At 52.8% G+C, this 1,959-nt stretch carries 2 protein-coding genes; both read right to left on the bottom strand.

The window, feature by feature from the left end:
- Positions 1 to 671: class I tRNA ligase family protein (locus tag B4H10_RS04215; protein ID WP_292018243.1), on the bottom strand; the 671-nt coding region annotated here is incomplete at its 3' end.
- Positions 672 to 745: 74 nt separating this feature from the next.
- Positions 746 to 1,959, bottom strand: a 1,214-nt coding sequence (locus tag B4H10_RS04210; protein ID WP_292018242.1) for a glycosyl hydrolase family 18 protein, incomplete at its 5' end; no start/stop codon positions are given.

Genomic DNA, 1,959 nt, shown 5'->3' with positions numbered 1-1,959 from the left:
CCGATCCAGTTGCGCTGCATGGTCTTGACCCGTTCCGGCCAGCCCGGCAGCTTGTCCAGATCGTCGAGGAGACGGTCTGCATAATCGGTAATCTTGAAGAACCACTGTTTGAGGTCTTTCTTGACGACCGGGTTGTCACAGCGCCAGCAGACGCCGCCTTCAGCCTGTTCGTTGGCAAGGACGGTGTGGCAATGTTCGCACCAATTGACCTTGGCTTCCTTGCGGTATGCCAAGCCCCGTTTATACATCAGTTCGAACATCCACTGTGTCCATTTATAATATTCTTTATGGCAGGTGGCAACTTCCCGGTCCCAGTCGTAGGACAGGCCCAGGGATTTCTGCTGCCGTTCCATGTTGGCTATGTTGTCATAGGTCCATTTTGCAGGCGGGATATTATGCTGGATAGCCGCATTTTCTGCCGGCATGCCGAATGCATCGAATCCCATAGGATGAATGACGTTGTAACCAATCATTCTTCTATAACGGGCAATGACGTCGCCTATAGCGTAGTTGCGGACATGGCCCATATGCAGATTGCCCGACGGATACGGGAACATTTCCAGTACGTAGTACTTGGGCTTGTCACTTTCGTCCGGGCATTTATCTACTTTATTATCAAGCCAGATTTTCTGCCATTTCTTTTCTATTTCTTGTGGAATGTATTTTTCCATTCTTCGACCCCCCACGTCGTAAATAAAATAGAAGGTAAGGTTGTTGACCTTTCTATTATAAAGGGGTTGTAACGTCAAGTCAATTCATGTTTTGCAAATCCGTGCCAAAAGTTTTCCGGTTCAAAGCCTTTGCGCCAGAAGGAGGCACCGGCCAGCTGATAGGTGTGGATGAGGTCTTTTTTTTCTTTGAGAGACTTTTCATCTTCAAACCAGATGCGCAGTCTTCCCTTGGGAAGGCGGGTATCGAGGTAATACAGTCCCAAGTCTGCATCCCAGGTGATGGAAGAGGCATATTTTTCGCGGACACGGTGGCTGTCAGCCATGGTGAGGGTGCGGACGAACAGTTTCGGTTTCGCCTTTGCCGTACCTGTCCGGGCGGGTGCTGTACCTGCCGGGGGGACGGTTGCTTTGACAGATTCAGGCCAGCTTTCTATGTCTTTGGGAAGGTCTTTACCATCGTCTGCTTCATACCAAATCCGCATGTAAAGAGGCATGCCCAGGACAACTTTATGGGCGGGAACGAATTTCAGCGTATTCTGTATGGCCGTCTGCACCCACGGGTATGTGGCCGTCGGGCCCGGCACGGGGCTGGTGCGGCCCACCTGGTCATAAGCCATGAGCATGACGTAATCGACGCTCTGTCCCAGGGCCGCCCGGTCGTACACGAGGGACCAGTTGGGGCTGTCCGAAAGAGGCGTCACATCGATGGACGTTTTCAGGCCATACGCCCGGGCGGCGTCGGAAAATTCGCCGACAAACCGGGTAAGCAGGTCTTTATCGCCGTAGTTGACGTTTTCAAAATCAATATTATACCCGGAAAATTCATAGAGGATGCCATAGCCGATGAGTTCCTTGATAAGCTGTTCCCGCAGCTCTTTTTTGCTCAGTATGTCGTGGGTCTGGCCGGGATTGAAGTTATTATCGACCAGCGGCCAGACAGCGTATCCTTTGGCTTTCCATTCCATGATAAGCGTATCGAAATCGGGATTCCTGAGGAGGACGCCGTCCTTGGTAATACGGAAGGCACAGGGTGATACGACGGGCTGTTTCGTCCGCAGGGGCGGTACCTGGGCGTTTTCATCCATGACCGGATCCCAAAGCAGCACCATGCCCAGGGCGTCGCGGCCATATTTCTTCATGACTTCCCCTTCGGGCAGGGGCTGTTGGCGCAGTTCCAAGGCAGACCGTTCCTGCCGCGCTGCCGGGAGCAGTTCCATATGATCCGGTTCGAGGACATAGCTGATGCCCAGAGGGCGGCGTACCTGGGAAATGCTGATATTGCGGCCTT

Source organism: Megasphaera sp. UBA4382, from assembly GCF_002391155.1.
Lineage (GTDB): Bacteria > Bacillota > Negativicutes > Veillonellales > Megasphaeraceae > Megasphaera > Megasphaera hexanoica.
Note: the sequence above shows the minus strand (reverse complement) of the source record. Positions and strands in the feature narration are given on the sequence as shown.